Source organism: Agromyces neolithicus (genome assembly GCF_039529735.1).
Taxonomy (GTDB): Bacteria; Actinomycetota; Actinomycetes; order Actinomycetales; family Microbacteriaceae; genus Agromyces; species Agromyces neolithicus.
The window spans coordinates 567,786-584,434 of the sequence record NZ_BAAANJ010000001.1; the positions used below are offsets into that span (position 1 = coordinate 567,786).

At 69.1% G+C, this 16,649-nt stretch carries 15 protein-coding genes and 2 pseudogenes; 9 read left to right on the top strand and 8 right to left on the bottom strand.

Annotation, left to right across the window (positions count from 1 at the left end; genetic code table 11):
* Nucleotides 1-14 precede the first annotated feature (14 nt).
* Nucleotides 15-1,241 carry an AI-2E family transporter gene (locus ABD164_RS02720; RefSeq protein ID WP_344293128.1) on the bottom strand — a complete coding sequence of 409 codons (1,227 nt, stop codon included), beginning with the start codon at nt 1,239-1,241 and terminating at the stop codon, nt 15-17.
* A gap of 120 nt (nt 1,242-1,361) precedes the next feature.
* Between ABD164_RS02720 and ABD164_RS02725 the strand changes: the two genes are divergently transcribed.
* Nucleotides 1,362-2,924 (top strand): FAD-dependent monooxygenase, encoded by a 1,563-nt coding sequence (locus ABD164_RS02725; protein ID WP_344293130.1) that lies wholly within the window; start codon nt 1,362-1,364, stop codon nt 2,922-2,924.
* 274 nt (nt 2,925-3,198) lie between these two features.
* Entirely contained in the window at nt 3,199-4,581 is a 1,383-nt protein-coding gene (locus ABD164_RS02730; protein ID WP_344293133.1) for an MFS transporter, read from the top strand.
* A 120-nt stretch (nt 4,582-4,701) separates the two neighbouring features.
* Here the strand turns inward: ABD164_RS02730 and ABD164_RS02735 are convergent, their stop codons facing one another.
* The 3 genes from ABD164_RS02735 to arfB all read right to left on the bottom strand — a co-directional run bounded on the left by ABD164_RS02735 (nt 4,702) and on the right by arfB (nt 7,595).
* Nucleotides 4,702-5,568 carry an AraC family transcriptional regulator gene (locus tag ABD164_RS02735; RefSeq protein WP_344293134.1) on the bottom strand — a complete coding sequence of 289 codons (867 nt, stop codon included), beginning with the start codon at nt 5,566-5,568 and terminating at the stop codon, nt 4,702-4,704.
* 122 nt (nt 5,569-5,690) lie between these two features.
* Complete coding sequence (locus ABD164_RS02740; protein ID WP_344293137.1) at nt 5,691-6,941, bottom strand: IS256 family transposase; 1,251 nt, start codon at nt 6,939-6,941, stop codon at nt 5,691-5,693.
* A 216-nt stretch (nt 6,942-7,157) separates the two neighbouring features.
* Nucleotides 7,158-7,595: an alternative ribosome rescue aminoacyl-tRNA hydrolase ArfB gene (gene arfB, locus ABD164_RS02745; RefSeq protein WP_344293138.1), complete on the bottom strand. Its 438-nt coding sequence runs from the start codon at nt 7,593-7,595 to the stop codon at nt 7,158-7,160.
* A 73-nt stretch (nt 7,596-7,668) separates the two neighbouring features.
* On the opposite strand from arfB, the gene ABD164_RS02750 reads away from it, so the two are divergent.
* A complete protein-coding gene (locus tag ABD164_RS02750) occupies nt 7,669-8,226 on the top strand; it encodes a putative immunity protein (protein ID WP_344293140.1) in 558 nt (185 codons plus the stop codon).
* Between the two features lie 100 nt (nt 8,227-8,326).
* Here ABD164_RS02750 and ABD164_RS02755 read toward each other — a convergent pair whose 3' ends face one another.
* A complete protein-coding gene (locus ABD164_RS02755) occupies nt 8,327-8,515 on the bottom strand; it encodes a type II toxin-antitoxin system RelE/ParE family toxin (protein WP_344293142.1) in 189 nt (62 codons plus the stop codon).
* A 42-nt stretch (nt 8,516-8,557) separates the two neighbouring features.
* Nucleotides 8,558-8,827, bottom strand: coding sequence for a hypothetical protein (locus ABD164_RS02760; RefSeq protein ID WP_344293144.1), 270 nt, complete (start codon nt 8,825-8,827; stop codon nt 8,558-8,560).
* A 67-nt stretch (nt 8,828-8,894) separates the two neighbouring features.
* Here ABD164_RS02760 and dinB point away from each other — a divergent pair, with 67 nt between their 5' ends.
* The 3 genes and pseudogenes from dinB to ABD164_RS02775 form a co-directional block, all read left to right on the top strand.
* On the top strand, nt 8,895-10,091 hold the full coding sequence (dinB, locus tag ABD164_RS02765; RefSeq protein ID WP_344293147.1) for a DNA polymerase IV: 1,197 nt from the start codon (nt 8,895-8,897) through the stop codon (nt 10,089-10,091).
* A 95-nt stretch (nt 10,092-10,186) separates the two neighbouring features.
* Entirely contained in the window at nt 10,187-10,885 is a 699-nt protein-coding gene (locus ABD164_RS02770) for a hypothetical protein (RefSeq protein ID WP_344293150.1), read from the top strand.
* 59 nt (nt 10,886-10,944) lie between these two features.
* Nucleotides 10,945-11,412: pseudogene (locus ABD164_RS02775) on the top strand (RNA polymerase sigma factor); the annotation flags it as partial.
* Between the two features lie 184 nt (nt 11,413-11,596).
* On the opposite strand, the gene ABD164_RS02780 reads toward ABD164_RS02775, so the two are convergent.
* Nucleotides 11,597-11,812 (bottom strand): hypothetical protein, encoded by a 216-nt coding sequence (locus tag ABD164_RS02780; RefSeq protein WP_344293152.1) that lies wholly within the window; start codon nt 11,810-11,812, stop codon nt 11,597-11,599.
* 69 nt (nt 11,813-11,881) lie between these two features.
* Nucleotides 11,882-12,772: a LysR family transcriptional regulator gene (locus ABD164_RS02785; RefSeq protein WP_344293155.1), complete on the bottom strand. Its 891-nt coding sequence runs from the start codon at nt 12,770-12,772 to the stop codon at nt 11,882-11,884.
* 151 nt (nt 12,773-12,923) lie between these two features.
* Here ABD164_RS02785 and mmsB point away from each other — a divergent pair, with 151 nt between their 5' ends.
* The 3 genes and pseudogenes from mmsB (at nt 12,924) to ABD164_RS02800 (ending at nt 16,545) form a co-directional block, all read left to right on the top strand.
* The gene (gene mmsB / locus ABD164_RS02790) at nt 12,924-13,862 is read left to right on the top strand and encodes a 3-hydroxyisobutyrate dehydrogenase (protein WP_344293157.1); all 939 of its coding nucleotides are present in this window, start codon (nt 12,924-12,926) and stop codon (nt 13,860-13,862) included.
* A gap of 109 nt (nt 13,863-13,971) precedes the next feature.
* Nucleotides 13,972-15,419 (top strand): annotated as a pseudogene (locus ABD164_RS02795) (CoA-acylating methylmalonate-semialdehyde dehydrogenase).
* Between the two features lie 10 nt (nt 15,420-15,429).
* The gene (locus tag ABD164_RS02800; RefSeq protein ID WP_344293160.1) at nt 15,430-16,545 is read left to right on the top strand and encodes an alcohol dehydrogenase catalytic domain-containing protein; all 1,116 of its coding nucleotides are present in this window, start codon (nt 15,430-15,432) and stop codon (nt 16,543-16,545) included.
* The last annotated feature ends 104 nt before the right edge of the window (nt 16,546-16,649 follow it).

Below are 16,649 nucleotides of genomic sequence, written 5' to 3' on the forward strand. Positions count from 1 at the left end.
CTCGCTCTGGCGCCTCATGCCGCAGGGGCCTCGTTCTTGCTCGCGGCGCGCGTCACGGCACGCCTCGCCTTACGCTCGGCCTTCGCTTGCGCATCGAAGTCGGCCATGACCGCCTTCGTCTCGTCGAGTTCGCCGAGCATCGGGCGGACCCACGACATCGACGGGTTGGTGTCGACGAGCAGCAGGCGCACGAGCAAGGTCAGCGGAATCGCGAGGATCGCGCCGACGGGGCCGACGACGACCGCCCAGAACAGCACCGAGAAGAACGTGATGGTCTGGCTCAGCGATACCGCCTTGCCCACGACGCGCGGCTGGATCACGGATTGGATGACGCCGTTGATGACGCCGTAGACCACGATGACGGCGATCACCGTGGGCCATCCGCCCACGAGGGCACCGAAGATGATCGGCGGCACGATCGCGATGAAGTAGCCGATGTTCGGGATGAACGAGCAGACGAACGCCAGCAGGCCCCAGATGAAGGCGCCGGGGACCCCGATGATGAGCAGCGCGATCCAGTTGATGACGCCCTGCGCAAGGCCGAGCACCGTCGTGACGACCATGTACCGGCGCACGTTCGATCCGTAGCTCACGAGCGATACCGCGACCAGCGGCCGGACCGGGTAGAGCTGTTGCAGCAGGGTGGGCACGAACCCGGCGTCCATGGCCATGAGCAGCAGCATCGTGAAGATGATGACGAGGAGCGAGATCCAACCGGTGAGTCCACCGATGAGGCCGCCCAGAAAGCCGATGAGCGACGAAGGGTCGAAGGTCGAGGCGATGTCGTGGAGCTCGTCGGCGTTGATGCCGATCGACGACAGCCAGTTCGCCGCAGCCTGGCCCCACGCGATGATCTGGTCCTTGAACTGCGGCAGCAGCTCGGCGAACTGGGTGAACGCCACGAGCACGGCGTAGCCGAACGCGATCAGCAGCAACGTCACTGCCGTGATCACCGACCCGGTGGCGAGGCCGCGCGGCACGCCGCGCTTCTCGAGCGCGATGCGCAGCGGGTGCACGCAGATCGTGAGGACGAGTGCGAAGAACACCGGGGCGAAGATGCCCCCGATCGCAGCGATGCCGAATGCGGTGACGGCGCCGCCGGCGAGTCCCATCAGGATGTATGCGTTGCGGTGCGGGCTCACGTGAGTGGCGGCCGCAGCCGTGGCTTCGGCCGCAGCCGCTTCTTCGGCGGACTCCGCCTTCTCTGCGTCGCTCTTCGACCGCCTTCTGGCCCACCACATGAGGACTCCGCTCCGCGAGCCGCACAGACTCGCGCTCGTGCTCACACTAGCGAGCCGATGCCGCCGCGGTCATCATCCAGTTCGCGTGACGTCGCACGTCTGCGGTGGCACAGTTGAGGCATGGCGGGCGTCCGCGAGGAGTTGCACACCGACGTGCTCGTCGTCGGCGCCGGCCCGAGCGGGCTCATGGCCGCCGTGTGCCTCGCGAAGCTCGGGGTCGACGTGCTCATCGCCGATGGAAAGCAGGGGCCGACGCGCGAGTCGCGTGCGCTCGCCGTGCAGGCGCGCTCGATGGAGCTCTACGACCAGCTGGGCCTCGTCGACCGGGTGCTCGCCGAGCGTGCGCCGGCGATCGCGGTCGTGCCGGGGGCCGGGCGCCGCGCGTTCGGCCGCGTCGAGTTCACCGGCCTCGGCGCAGGGGTTTCGCCGTACACCGAGATCACCGTGTTCGAGCAGAGCCGCAATGAGCGGCTGCTCGTCGATGCGCTCGCCGAGCTCGGGCGCGAGGTGATGTGGGGGCACACGCTCGAGCGGCTCGAGGTCGCCGGTGAACGCCGTGGCGGGTCATCCCTTCGACACGCTCACGACAGCGCCGTCGTCGCGACGCTCGCCGGGCCCGACGGCGAGGTGACCGTGCACGCCCGCTACTGCGTGGGCGCCGACGGGTCGCACTCGCGCGTGCGCGAGTCGCTCGGCATCCCGTTCGAGGGCGTCACGAACGCCTACACCTACTACATCGCCGATGCCGGCGACGTGACGGGCCTTGCTGATGACGCGGTCAACCTGCGGTTCACCGCCGAGCACTTCCTGCTCACGTTTCCGATGGGTGCAGGCCCGATGGGCGGCAGACGGATGCGCCTGCTCGGCGTCGTGCGCGACGCCGACCTCGACGCCGAAGGGAACCTGCCCGAGGCGAACGTACGGGCGCTCATCGCGCGCGAGTTCGGGGTCGAGTACGCGCAGACGGCGTGGTTCACGACGTACCGCGTGCACCATCGGCTGGCTGCCCGGTTCCGCGAAGGTCCGTGCTTCATCGTCGGCGACGCCGCGCACATCCACTCGCCGGTCGGCGCGCAGGGCATGAACACCGGGCTGCAGGAGGCGCACAACCTCGCCTGCGCGCTCGCCGACGTGATCGTCGGCGGAATGCCCGAGCGCCGCCTCGACCGATTCGAGGGCGAGCGCCGACCGGTCGGCAAGACGCTCGTGGCGACCACCGATCGCGCGTTCGGGCGGGTCACGTCAGAGGCGTGGTTCGCCCGGTTCGTGCGGGGTCGCGCGCTGCCGTTCTTCGCACCGATCGCCGTGCGACTGCTGCCACCGCTGGTCGGCGGCCGCATCTTCGGGTACCTCTCGCAGACACGCATCCACTATCGGATGTCGCCGCACGAGTCGCGCCGCGACCGCATCGTGGGCCGCCGCCTGCCGTGGACGGGTGACAACTACGGCGTGCTGCGCTCGATGACGTGGCAGGTGCACGGCTACGGGGTCTTCCCGCCCGAGGTGCACGCGATCGCCGCGTCGGTCGGCCTCGAGGGCCACGTGTTCGGGCCCGACCCGCACGGGCGGCTCGATCCGGCGCTCGTGTACCTCGTGCGGCGCGACGGATTCGTCGCCGCCGCGGCATCCGCTCGCGCCGTGCCCGGCGGCCCGCCCGCGTTCCGCGAGCAGCTCGCCGGCTGACCGAGCGCGTGACGCGCCCGGCTCGCGGCAGCACCGCCATCGCCACGCAGCGCGAGCGCCCCAAGTCGGATCTCGAGCACACCGCCGAGGCCATGGCCTGACGGGACGACGGAGGCACGGGACATCCGCTCGCCTGTTTCGTCTCGCCGTGCACGCGTGTGCATTCCTGCACATCGCGTGTGCGAGAAGGGCCCTTGCAAGCGTTTGCGTGCGTGGCAGAATCGCCAGAGCGCGATCCCCCAACCGCGCGCTGACTACAAGGAGGTAGTTCCCCATGACAGCCGACACTTCGGTCCCATCGAGCGGATCCAAGGGCTCATCCGCTCCCACCGGCCTGCGCAAGGTCGTCGCCGCCTCGATGGCCGGCACCATCGTCGAGTGGTACGAGTTCTTCCTCTACGCCACCGCCGCGACGCTCGTCTTCAACGTCATCTTCTTCCCTCCGAGCGAGAACCCGCTCGACAACATCATCAAGGCGTTCCTGACCTACGCCGTCGGCTTCATCGCACGCCCGCTCGGCGGCATCGTCTTCGGCCACTTCGGTGACAAGTACGGCCGCAAGAAGCTGCTGCAACTCGCGATCATCCTGGTCGGCGTCTCGACGTTCCTCATGGGCTGCCTGCCCACGTTCGACCAGGTCGGCTACGCCGCGCCGATCATGCTCATCATCCTGCGGTTCTTCCAGGGCTTCGCGGTGGGCGGCGAATGGGGCGGGGCCGTTCTGCTCGTCGCCGAGCACTCGCCCGACAAGCAGCGCGGCTTCTGGGCCAGCTGGCCCCAGGCAGCGGTGCCCGCCGGCAACCTGCTCGCGACGGTCGTACTGCTCACCCTCTCGTGGACCCTCTCGGACGAGGCGTTCCTCGCGTGGGGCTGGCGTGTGGGCTTCTGGCTTTCGGTCGTGATCGTCGCGGTCGGCTACTACATTCGCACCAAGGTGACCGACGCCCCGATCTTCATCGAGGCGCAGGCCGAGGTCGAGGCCGCGAAGAAGACCAACTACGGCGTCATCGAGGTGCTCAAGCGCTACCCCCGCGGCGTCTTCACCGCCATGGGCCTGCGGTTCGGCGAGAACATCATGTACTACCTCGTCGTGACATTCTCGATCACGTACATGTCGGCGCACCTCGGCATGGACACCTCGACGATCCTGACGCTCGTGCTCTTCGCACACGTGCTGCACTTCTGCGTCATCCCGGTCGTCGGCCGATTCAGCGACAAGCTCGGCCGTAAGCCCGTCTACGCGGCCGGCGCCGTGCTCGCCGCCGTGTGGGGCTTCGTGGCCTTCCCGCTGTTCGACACGAAGAACGACTGGCTCATCGTCGGCATGCTCATTCTCGGCCTCATCATCCACGCGCTCATGTACGCCGGCCAGCCGGCGATCATGGCCGAGATGTTCCCGACGCGCATGCGCTACTCGGGCGTCTCGCTCGGCTACCAGGTCACGTCGATCGTGGCGGGTTCGCTCGCGCCGATCATCGCGACCATGCTGTTGTCGACGTACGGCAGCTGGGTGCCGGTGGCGATCTACCTCGCGCTCGCCGCGGGCGTCACGCTCGTCGCCGTCGCGGCGCTGCGCGAGACCGTCGGCACCTCGCTGCGTGCGATCGACGACGCCGACCGCGCCAAGACCGCATCGCTCGCGGAGGTCAACGCGTAGTTCGCGCCACACCTCGTCACGAAAACAGGCACCCGCGCCGGGAACCGGTCGCTGGTGCCTGTTTTCGGTGCCGGGGCGGCGTGTCTTCCTGTTTTCGGAGCGGTCGAGGGGGCCGCGTGTTCAGGCGCGTTCCACCGGGAGCCACAATTCGCAGGTGGCCGTGCTGAAGTCTTCGGCGCGGTCGAGAACGGCGACGATCGAGGGCCCAGGGCGGAGTCGCCAGGGGTTCGACGGGAACCAGTCCGTGGCGGTCGCCGCCCAGGCCGCCTGCAAGGTTGCCGGGTATTCGCCCTCGGTTCGGAACACCGCCCACGTGCCGGCAGGAATGTCGATCGCGTCGAGGTCGTCGGGTGTCGGGGTCGTGTCGGTGACGGCGACACCGTGCAGGTAGGTCAGCTCGCTGCCCTCGGTGTAGTCGGGGTCGACGTCGGCGCTCACTTGAAGCAGACCCGCCGGCTCCGAATCGCTCAGCTCCTTGAGCCGCGCGTGTTCTGTTGCCGGCAGTGACGCGATGTGCGCCTGAATGTGAGGGTTGATGCCCTGGTGGATGAGGGGCACGCGGGCAGCGTGGCCGACGAGCCGGAAGGCCGGTCGATCTGCGATGCGGGTGTCCATGGTGATGCTCCCTTCTACGGTCAGGCGGAACCTGAGCTGCGGTTGTGTGCGAAGGGGGCCGCCGTCTCGGCGCACGTCGCCGGGGCCGACGCCGTGCACGGATCGGAACGCTCGGCCGAATGCCTCGGTCGACCCATAGCCGTAGCGCACCGCGATGCTCAGCAGGTCGCGGTCACCCACGACGTCTGCTGCGGCGAGCGTCATGCGGCGCCGACGGATGTACTCCGAGAGCGGCATGCCGGCCAACGAGGAGAACATCCGCCGGAGGTGGTACTCCGTCGTGCCGAGGCGGGTGGACAACGCGGAAACGTCGAGGTCATCGATCAGGCGATCCTCGACCAGCTCGACCAGTCTGTTCAATTCGGCGATCACGGCTCTCCCTTCGTCATCCACCCTTCCGGGTCGCTTCGAGGGGCACCCTACTATCGCGGTCCGATCGGATGGTCAAGCCCCGGGTAGTGGTGTAGCGGTCGGTGGTCCTTCGATCTGATGGTTTAGGCGCTGAGGGCGAGGGCGGGTTCGGTGGTCACCTCCTCGGGTTCGGCGTCGGGGACGAGGGTGAGGCGGCTCTTGGCGAGGATGTCGAGTCCGAGGTAGCGGCGGCCTTCGGCCCATTCGTCGGTCTGCTCGGCGAGGACGGCGCCGACGAGGCGGATGATCGCGTCGCGGTTGGGGAAGATGCCGACGCTGTCGGTGCGGCGGCGGATCTCGCGGTTGAGTCGCTCGTTCGGGTTGTTGGACCAGATCTGCTGCCAGAGCCCTTCGGGGAACTGCGTGAACGCGAGGATGTCGGCGCGGGCGGTGTCGAGGTGGTCGTGCGCGTCGGGCAGCTTCCCGTCGACGTAGTCCAGGAGCCGGTCGAACTGGGCGTGCACGGCCTTCGCGTCGGGCTGGTCGTACACGGAGTGCAGCATCGCTTTCACGGCCGGCCACATCGTCTTCGGGGTCACGCTCATCAGGTTCGCGGCGTAGTGGGTTCTGCATCGTTGCCAGGCAGCTCCGGGCAGGTTCGCCGCGATCGCGTCGACCAGGCCGGCGTGCGCGTCGCTGGTGACCAGGCGGACGCCGTGAAGGCCGCGGGCGACGAGGTCAGCGAAGAACGTGTTCCACGCCGGCCCGGTTTCCGATGTGGCGACGCGCAGGCCGAGGACCTCGCGGCGGCCGTCAGCGTTGACCCCGGTCGCGACGAGGACGACCGCGTTGATCACCCGGCCGCCCTCACGGACCTTCATCGTCAGCGCGTCCGCGGCGACGAACGTGAACGGGCCGGCGTCGCCGAGGGGGCGGTGGCGGAACTGGTCGACGTGCTCGTCGAGGTCCGCGGCCATCCGGGACACCTGAGACTTCGACAGGCTGTTGATCCCGAGGGTCTTGACGAGCTTGTCCATCCGCCGCGTGCTGACGCCGGCGAGGTAGCAGTCCGCGACGACCGTGATCAGCGCGGTCTCGGCGCGTTTGCGGCGCTCGAGCAACCACTCCGGGAAGTAGGTGCCGCTTCGGACCTTCGGGATCGCGACGTCGATCGTGCCGACCCTGGTGTCCAGGGGGCGGTGCCGGTAGCCGTTGCGCTGCGCGAGGCGGTCCGGGGACGCCTGGCCCCATTCGGCGCCGACGACAGCGTCCGCGTCCGCGGAGAGGAGCGCGTTGACCATGGTCTGCAGCAGGCTGCGCATCAGATCCGGTGACGCGTCGGTGAGGGCTTCGACCAGGAGGCCGGAAGGGTCGACAATATGAGGAGCGGTCATCGTGAGATGTCCTTTCGAGTGGGTTGTAGGAGATTCCTCGAAGGGCCACCACGGTGACCGCGCCCACGTCCAAGACGAGGCCAGCCACCCGGGGCTACACCACTCTATGGGGCACTACTGATCGGATCGCATCCGCCGTCGAGGACCCGGATCCCAAGCGGGGGAGGCCCGCGCAGGTCGACGGCGTCCTCCCGTCCCGGCGTGCCACCTCGGTGGTCAGTCGTGAGGTGGGCGACGCAGTCGCTTGACGTCGGTGCGCCGCTTCTTCGCTTCCAGGCGCCGTTGCTTGGCGCCGCGACTCGGACTGGTCGGCCGTCGTGCCGGTGGCGGCGGCCGCAGCGCGTCGGCCACGACGGCGGCGAGTCGAGCGCGCGCCGCGTTCCGGTTGCGCAACTGCTCGCGGTGCTCGGATGCGGTGATCGTCAGCACCCCGTCGACAAGGCGATTGCTCAGACGCTCGAGGAGTCGATCCCGCTGGAGCGGCGAGAGGACGGCCGAGCCTGCCACATCCCACGCGAGTTCCGCACGGGAGTCGGCGGTGTTCACACCTTGCCCGCCCGGACCGGATGACCGCGAGAACCTCCACGACAGCTCGGACTCGGGGATCGTCAGTCCGGAGTCGACCCGAAGACCGGGACGGTGGGCAGCATGCATGGACCCATCATCCTCTTGCGCTCGAGACGTCTGAAGACAGATCGGTCTGCCGACAGTGTGGAAGGCTGCTGGCATGCCTTCGCCGCAGTCGCTGAGTGAACCCGATCGCCGCCAGGTCGCAACATGGGCAGCGGACTGTGCTGAGCGGGTCTTGTCCGTGTTCGAATCAGAGGCTCCGGCAGATGGTCGACCACGTGATGCCATCGCCCGCGCTCGGGCGTTCGCCGGTGGTGAGCTCGAGGCAGCCGGTGAGATACGCCGCCGGTTCGTTGCTGGTCGGGCCGCGCACGCGGTGAGCTCGCCTGCGGCCGTGGCTGCCGCCCGGGCCGCTGCACAAGCCGCGGGTGTCGCTCACATGGGCGCGCACGCCCTCGGCGCCGCCGCCTACGCGGCGAAAGCGGCTGGGCTGGCCGCGCAGGATCAGCCCGAGGCCGTCCGCGACGAGATCTCCTGGCAACTCGAGCACATGACCGACGAAACCAAGTCCGCGCTTCGGCAGCTGCCTCCGGTCGGAGCGGACACCGCTGGCCCTCTAGGCCCGGGACTTCTCGCGTCGGGTATCCTCGGGTCGATCATTCGGGAGATCCAAGCCGCCATCGGTGATGAATCACCGCAACGGGAAGTCCCGTAGTCGATCGCCTTGCGGAACGGCCCGACTGCGAGCCGCGTGGATCCGCATTTGGTCAGTGCGTAGCGCCCATAGCCGGTCGCTCAGCGGGACGATGCACTGGTCAGCGATCGTAGGCGTCGCGGCGGTGCCCGAGGGTGACGACGACTACCAATAGGACGTCGTCGTGGACGGTGTAGATGATCCGGTAGTTGCCCACATTCGGTGGCCTCGCCGGATTGCGCCGTTTGGGATGCCTTTTCGGCAGCGGGAGTACAGCACATCCCGAATCATCGCACTCGTGCCGGCGCATGCGCCGGCGGGTCGGATAGCAGGAAACCACCTGCCGGTCGGCCTACCAGACGATGCCGCCCCCAACCGAGATGCCGCCCCAGGTGAGCGCGATGAAGATCGCGGCGAACACGACGGGCGCGATGCCCTTGCCGTCGCGCGCGAGCCCCTTGAAGAGGGCGATCACGGCGAGGATTGCGGCGACGATCGAGAGGCCGCCGCCGAGGACCAGCCCGATGAACAACGGAATGGGCATGAGCACGAGGCCGGCCAGCGCGAACCAGAACGCGGCCCACGCAGCCGGATTGGAGCGGCGTTCGACGGAAGAGGACATGCTTCAGTATCTCGTGTCCCCGGTGCGTGCGACGATCCGCAGGACGGGCGATCGGCGGGAGGGCGGAATGCGGGGAGAGGCGACCGTGTTGCACGCGGATCTCGACGCGTTCTACGCCTCAGTCGAGCAGCGTGACGCGCCCGAGCTGCGCGGCCGGCCGGTCATCGTCGGCGGCGGTGTCGTTCTGGCGGCGAGCTACGAGGCGAAGGCCCGTGGGGTGCGCACCGCGATGGGCGGCCGGCAGGCGCGCGACCTCTGCCCCGACGCCGTGGTCGTCCCGCCACGGATGGACGCATATTCGGCGGCCAGTCGAGCCGTGTTCGCGATCTTCCGCGATACGACCCCGCTCGTGGAGGGGCTTTCCATCGACGAGGCGTTTCTCGAAGTCGGAGGTCTCCGACGTATCGCGGGCACGCCCGAGCAGATCGCGGTGCGACTGCGGGAGCGGGTTCGTGCGGAGGTCGGGTTGGCCATCTCGGTCGGGATCGCGCGGACCAAGTTCCTCGCGAAGGTCGCGAGCGCCGTCAGCAAGCCCGACGGGCTGCTGGTGGTCGAGCCCGAGCGGGAGCAGGCGTTCCTGCTCCCGCTGCCGGTAGAACGGTTGTGGGGAGTCGGCGCTGTGACCGCCGAGAAGCTGCATCGGCTCGGCATTCGCACAGTCGGGCAATTGGCCGAGCTCGAAGCCGCGACCGCGGAGAAGCTGCTCGGCAAGGCGATCGGCGCGCATCTGCACGCGCTGGCCCGGCTACGAGACCCGCGCCCGGTTGACAGCACGCGCCGACGCGGCTCCATCGGCTCTCAGCGCGCGCTCGGTAGCCGCCCGAGCGCGGCCGACGAACTGGACCTCATCCTCACCCAGATCGTCGATCGGCTCGCCCGCCGGCTGCGCGATGGCGACCGGGTGTGCCGCACGATCGTGCTGCGTCTTCGCTACGGCGACTTCGCGAAGGCCACCCGATCGCGCACCCTCCGCTCCGCGTCAGACCGCACCGCGGTGCTGCTCGCCGTCGCGCGAGGGCTGCTTGCCGGCGCCCAGCCAGAGATCGCAGAACGCGGCATCACCCTGATCGGCGTCTCGCTGTCGCAGTTGGCACGCGCCGACAGCCTCCAGCCGGAGCTGCCGATCGACTGGGACGACGGGGTGCGCCTCGACACCGTGCTCGACGCGGTACGCGATCGCTTCGGCGCGGCGTCCGTCGCGCGAGCCGCGCAACTCGATCGCGATCCGGGCTGGGCGCCGCCGATGCTGCCCGAACATGAGTGAACACGATGAGCGATGCAGCGACGGGAGACGCAGCTCCAAGTCAGCCAAAAGTCAGGAGCTGTGTTAAGGAGGGCGCTCTGCCGGACATGTCCTCTATGAAGGCACTCGACGAAGGGCAATCGATGGACTCGTTCGATGAGGCGGTGCGGCAGGCTGCACCACCGGCACTTGGCGCTGACCCAGCAGTGGCGGCGCAGGCGGATGCCCTTGCAACGTCGGTCGCGTCGGAGTTGCGTCAGCGGCGGCTCGGGTCCCGGGTCCGCCGGATTCTCGCCGGCTCCGCGCTCAGCCTCGGCAGCATCGGCTTGGGCGTTACCGCTGCGACGGCCGCGCCGGCCGTGATCGATTTCTTCGGCTGGACGCCGGATATCGTCGCCCAACGCAGCTTCCAGCTTGAAGACGGGACGAGCCTCGGTCTCTGCGAAGTATTCATCGGCGTGGAGCCTCACTACGACTACGACGACGTGTCCGACGAGGAGGTCGACCGGCGTACGGAGGAGGCGCGGAAGTTCCTCACCGAGCACGACTGGGACCCGCTCATCGCATCCATCACCACCGCCGAGATCGAAGCCGCGTACCAACTCGAAGTTGAACAACGCGTCGCGTTCACCGACCCGGACAGCATCGCATCCGGCGCAACCCCGCCACCCGCGACGTATTCGATTGCGGCGACACGGGTGATAGCCGACCGCGTCAACGCCGAGTTCCGACGGGCGGGCCATCCGATCGAGAGTGTCTCGTTGCAGTTCGGGGCTGGGCCGTGCGAGGGTGCGACTGAAGGCCCAGCGCAATGATGCGCCGCCAGAACCGATCCACCCGAGAAGCACAGCTCTAGGCCGCGTACAAGGCCAATGCGGCCGACCTGCTGACCTACTTCGGCCGGCGAGTGCCGGTCCAGGCTGATGCCGCCGATCTGCTCAGCGAGACGTTCGTGGTCGCGTGGCGGCGAGGCGATCGGATGCCGGCAGAGCCGGAGCAGGCGCGGATGTGGCTGTTCGGGGTCGCGAGGCGCGTCCTCGCCAACGCAGCCCGTCGCACCGCCCGCCATTCCACCCTCACGGACAAGCTGCGCGCGCATCTCGAGTCGTTGCCGACCGAGCATGTCGACCCGGAAACCCTCGACATCCGTGCGGCGCTCGACGCACTCGCCGACGACCAAACCGAACTCGTGCGCCTCGTCCTCTGGGATGGATTCGCCGTGCCCGAAGCAGCCACGATCCTCGGGATCAGCGAGTCGACCGCCCGCGGCCGATATCAACGCGCCCGCGAAAAGCTCCGCGAACTCCTCCGTGAATACCAGTACGAAGGGAACACTCCATGACCGCCCTACCGATCGACCCGGCCGCCCTCTCCCTCCCGCCGACGCAGCCGATCGACATCACCGACCACCTCCACGACCCGCACGACGAACCCACCGCCTAATAATCTTCTGGAGAGGAGCGCGCCCTCGAACGTCATCCCACAATCGCGCGAGAGGGGTCGTTCTGCGCGGCACCGGCTTGTCCCTACGCGCCGGTCTCGACCCAACTCACCGGTAGGAATGGGCTGTACACGTAGACGACCTTGTTTCCCTTGCGGTTGATCTCGATCGTTCCCCTGCCCTCGTTCATCGCAGTGATGATCTGCGATCGCACACCCTCCCACTCGCGAGAGTCCGTGAAACGAAACTTCGCGTAGTTCGGAGCCGTGTTGCCGATGTACAGCGTGACGTTCTTTGCCATGCGCGCACCCTACCGAGGGCGCCCAAAGCATGCCCGCGATCTCCTGAATGCCGGCGTCGGATAGGCCGGCTACGTCGCGGCCTTGCGCACGGCGTCGTACTCGACGAGCGCGCGGAACGCCGCGGCGACCGCGGGGTTGCGCAGGCTTTCTTCGCGGGTGACCGCCCAGTACGCGATCGGGTGGTGGTACTCATCGGCGAGGATTCGGCGCAGCCGCGGGGCGAGACCGGCGACGTAGTCGGGCATCAGCCCGATGCCGGCGCCCGCCACCGTCGCGGCGAGGTGCGCGAAGACGCTCGTCGACCGCATGCTCGGCAGCGTGAGGGGCAGCTCGTCGACGGCGATGTCGAGCTCGTCGATCTGCAGCGCCGACTCGATGTAGTAGTTCAGGCGGTGCCCCGACATCTCGGCGATCGTGCGCGGCTCGCCGTGCTCGGCGAGGTAGGCCTCGCTCGCGTAGAGGGCGAGGGCGTACTCGAACACCGGGGTCGCGAGGGCCTTGCGCACGTCGGGTCGCCCCACCGCCACTTCGATGTCGACGCCCGAGCGGGTCTGGCGCACGCGCTGGGTCGCGCTGAGCAGTTCGAACGAGAGGCCGGCATTCGCGTTCTGCAGCGGAGCGAGTGCCGGGGTCGCGTAGAGCGCCGTGAACGCGTCGGGCGCGGCGATGCGCACGAGGCCCGACAGGCCCGGCTGGTCGACCTCGACGAGTGAGCGCAGGTCGGCCTCGATGCGTTCGGCGGTGGCCATGGCGCGGGCGCCGAGGGGCGTCGTCTCCCAGCCGCCGGCGGCGCGGGTGAGCACGTGCCCGCCCATCGCGGCCTCGAGCGCCGCGATGCGCCGCGAGACCGTGGAGTGGTTCACCCCGAGCACCTGCGCCGCCGCCGTGTACCGGCCGAGCCGGGCGACCGCGAGAAACGTCATGAGCCACTCGGGGTTCGGGTCGCGTGGGGTGATCACCCACCCATCGTGCATGAATGCACACGCGTCGTGCAAGATTCGAGGGTTTTCGGCGTTGGCTGTGCGTTGAACGCAACCTATGGTGAGGGGGTCGCGGCGTCGTCGGGGGAGGGCGCCGCGTCTCGAACATCACGATGTCAAGGAGGACACGATGGCGACGATCGCATGGATCGGTTTGGGCAACATGGGCGGTCCGATGACCGCGAACCTGGTCGCGGCGGGCCACGAGGTCGTGGGTTTCGATCTCGACGCCGGGGCGAACGAGGCCGCGGCCGCGAACGGGGTGCGCATCGCGACATCCGTTGCCGACGCCGTGAGCGGTGCTGACGCCGTCTTCACGATGCTGCCGAAGGGCGAGCACGTGCGTTCGGTCTACAAGGGTGACGCCGGCGTCTGGGCGAACGCCCCCGCGACCGCGCTGCTGCTCGACAGTTCGACGGTCGACATCGAGACCTCGAGGTACTGCCACGACGAGTCAGCTGCACGCGGCGTGCGATTCGTCGACGCGCCCGTGTCGGGCGGCATCTCGGGTGCTGCAGCGGGAACGCTCACGTTCATGCTCGGCGGTGCGGCAGCGGATGTCGCAGAGGCGAAGTCGCTCGTCGATCCGATGGCCGGCAACGTCTTCGCGGTGGGGGCCGCCACCCAGGGCATCGCCGCGAAGCTCGCGAACAACATGATGCTCTTCATCTCGCTCGTCGCCGCCTCCGAGGGCTCGCAGCTCGCGTCGAGCCTCGGCATCGACCCGCAGACGTTCTGGGACATCGCGCGCGTCTCGTCGGCCGACTCGTGGGCGATGCGCACATGGTACCCGGTGCCGGGCATCGTCGAGTCGTCGGCGGCGAACCGCAACTTCGACGCCACCTTCGCGACGACCCTCGCGCTCAAGGACGTCGCGCTCGCACTCGGTGCCGGCGACGCCGCAGGGCTCAGCCTGCCCGCCGCGCAGCTCGCGCGCGAGCAGTTCGAGCAGCTCATCGCCGAGGGGCTCGGCGGCAAGGACTGCAGCCTCATCGCCAAGCTCGTACACCCCGACGGCGCGGTGGCCGGCTACACGCCCGAGCCCGAGCCTGCGCTCGCCTCCCGCTGATCGAGTAGGCGCGCCAGCGCCGTATCGAGATCACCGCATCACGTCTCGATACGCCTCCTCCTTCGTCGGGCGCCACTCGACGACCGAAACTCCTGAAAGGAACCACCCCATGACCGACACCCTCACTCCCACGGCCGTGAAGACCACCATCCCGCACGTGATCGCGGGCACCCGCGTCGACGACGACGCGCGCCGCGGCCCCGTGTACAACCCGGCGACAGGCGAGCAGACCGCCGAGGTCGTGCTCGCCGACGCCGCACGTATCGACGAGGCCGTGGTCGCGGCATCCGCTGCTCAGATCGCCTGGCGCAACACGGGACTCGGACGCCGCTCGCACGTCATGTTCAAGCTGCGCGAGATCATCGAGCGGCGCGACGTCGAACTCGCGCGCCTGATCACCTCCGAGCACGGCAAGACCGTCGACGACGCCAAGGGCGAGGTCGCCCGCGGGCTCGAGAACGTCGAGTTCTGCGCGGGCCTCATGCACCACTTGAAGGGCGACTACTCCGAGCAGGTCGCGCGTGGCATCGACGTGTGCCGCTCTGGATGGTCACGACCGCGATCGCGGCGGGCAACGCCGTCATCCTGAAGCCGTCCGAGCGCGACCCCTCGGCGGCGGTGTGGCTCGCCGACGCGTTCCGCGAGGCGGGGCTTCCCGACGGCGTGCTCAACGTCGTGCACGGCGACAAGGTCGCGGTCGACGCGATTCTCGACCACCCCGACATCAAGGCCGTCTCGTTCGTCGGCTCGACGCCCATCGCGAAGTACATTTACACACGTTCGGCCGAGCAGGGAAAGCGCGTGCAGGCCCTCGGCGGAGCGAAGAACCACATGGTCGTCATGCCCGACGCCGACCTCGACGCCGCGGCCGACGCGGCCATCTCGGCGGCGTACGGTTCGGCGGGCGAGCGCTGCATGGCCGTGTCGGTGCTCGTCACGGTGGGCGAGGTCGCCGATCCGCTCATCGAGAAGATCAGCGAGCGGATGTCGCGACTCGTCATCGGCGACGGCACCGATCCTGCGTCGGAGATGGGCCCGCTGATCACCCGCGAAGCGCGCGAGCGCGTCGCCGGGTTCGTCGACGGGGCCGCGGGTGAGGGCGCCACGGTCGTCGTCGACGGGCGGTCGCACGAGTTCGAAGGCGACGGTTTCTTCATCGGCGCGTCGCTCGTCGACCGGGTACGGCCCGGAATGCGCGTCTACGACGAGGAGATCTTCGGCCCGGTGCTGTCGGTCGTGCGCGTCGACACCTACGACGAGGCCGTCGAACTGATCAACGCGAGCCGCTACGCGAACGGGGTGGCCGTGTTCACGCGCGACGGCAAGACGGCGCGCAGCTTCGAGTACGACATCGAGGTGGGCATGGTCGGCGTGAACGTTCCGATCCCGGTGCCCGTCGGCGCGTTCTCGTTCGGCGGCTGGAAGGACTCGCTCTTCGGCGACACCCACATGTACGGGCCCGAGAGCTTCAACTTCTACACGCGGCGCAAGGTCGTGACGACCCGCTGGCCCGAGCCGAGCGAGTCGCAGATCGACCTCGGCTTCCCGACCCACTGAGGCGTCGAGCGTGACCAGGCGCATCACCGGGGCGGTGCTCGAAGAGGTCGGGCGGGCCCGTCCGTTCGCGCAGTCGCGGCCGATCGGGGTCGTCGACCTCGAGCTCGACGACCCCGGCCCCGACGAGTTGCTCGTGCGCATCGAGGCGGCCGGCATCTGCCACTCCGACCTCTCGGTGGTCGACGGCAACCGTCCGCGCCCGGTGCCGATGCTGCTCGGCCACGAGGCCGCCGGCATCGTCGAAGAGGTCGGGGCGGGGGCATCCGCTGCGGGGTTCGCGGTCGGCGACCGCGTCGTGATGGCGTTCCTGCCGCGGTGCGGTGAATGCGACGGATGCCGCACCGGCGGCGTCATGCCGTGCGTGCCGGGTACCGCGTCGAACAGTGCCGGAACGCTCTTCGACGGAAGCACCAGGCTGACGCGCGACGGTGATCGCGTGCACCACCACTTGGGGGTCTCGGGGTTCGCATCGCACGCGGTCGTCGATCACCGCTCGGCGGTCGTCGTCGGGCACGACGTGCCGCCCGAGGTCGCGGCGGTGCTCGGGTGCGCCGTGCTCACGGGCGGCGGCGCGGTCGTCAACGCGGGTGCCGCGAAGCCGGGCGACGACGTCATCGTCGTCGGACTCGGTGGCGTCGGCATGGCTGCGCTCATCACGGCGGTCTCGCTCGGGCACGGGCGGGTCATCGGCGTCGACGCGGTGGGCTCGAAGCTCGGGCGAGCCCGAGAGCTCGGTGCCGACGCGGTGTACACGCCCTCGTCGGCCGCCGACGCCGGGGTGCGTGCCGCGCTCGTGGTCGAGGCGGCAGGGCATCCGCGGGCGTTCGAGACCGCGTTCGCGCTCACCGCGCCCGGCGGGCGCACCGTGACCGTGGGGTTGCCGTCGCCCTCGGCGGTGTCGTCGATCTCACCACTCAGCATCACGGCAGAGGCGCGCACGATCGTGGGCAGCTACCTCGGATCGGCGGTGCCCTCGCGCGACATCCCGCGCTACGCCGAGCTGTGGCGGCAGGGTCGCCTGCCGGTCGAGGCGCTCATCTCGTCGTACGTCACGCTCGACGACATCAACGAGGCGATGGACACCCTCGCCGAGGGGCAGGCGATCCGCCAGGTCATCCGCTTCTGACCGCGGTCGCGCGGGGTTGTGCGCGGGGTTCAGCCCGTACGACTCCTGAAAACAAGGACGCAGTTCCGCCTCGGACGGCGTCCTTGTTTTCAGGAGTCGAACGG